1 pseudogene is annotated in these 709 nt (G+C 39.5%); it reads left to right on the top strand.

The annotated features are described in order from the left end of the window. Window positions 1–400: 400 nt before the first annotated feature. Window positions 401–709, top strand: a pseudogene (locus tag ABR397_RS23035) (murein transglycosylase); the annotation flags it as partial.

Below are 709 nucleotides of genomic sequence, written 5' to 3' on the forward strand. Positions count from 1 at the left end.
CTGTAAACATATTGAGCCACGTTGCTATAAGCCTCGCTATCTCTGATTGTTATAATGATAATGCCTGTTTGGCGAAGTCAATCGCATGAACAGGGCGTGTTGGTATCTGATAATATCCAGTTAGGTTATTTATGTTCATCTGAACACGATTTGTCACAGTTTACCCGATTTAAGTTAATAAACTCTATAACCCAATTGCCGGAATAGGATAGCTCTGGGGCGAGTTTGTTAAGACGGATCAATTTTTTTGGATAAAAAACTTACCTGCTTAGTATATATGGTTAAATATTTCATCATGGAGTGAATTAATGTGGTAAGTGGCGGTGATTATATTATTATGATGTGTATACATTTGTAATATTAACCTATTCAATTTGATCTCCGGGAGGAGCGTGTGGTAATGGCTAAATGGCAACACTTTGCGATGGCTATAGGGTTAGTTTTTGTGTCTGTCGCAGCAAACGCTGATTCTCTGGATGATCAGCGGCAACGATATCAGCAAATTAAGCAAGCGTGGGATGCCAGTGATATGGCTGAGGTGGCGAGATTGATGCCAACATTGAAAAACTACCCGCTTTATCCTTATCTTAAATACCGAGAACTAACACAAGATTTAGCTCTGGTGACACCAGAACAGATCCGTGGCTTTATTAATAATTACCCTAATCTGCCACCAGCACGCTCTTTATCATCCCGTTTTATCAATGAG

Source organism: Photorhabdus viridis (assembly GCF_040256935.1).
Taxonomy (GTDB): Bacteria; Pseudomonadota; Gammaproteobacteria; order Enterobacterales; family Enterobacteriaceae; genus Photorhabdus; species Photorhabdus viridis.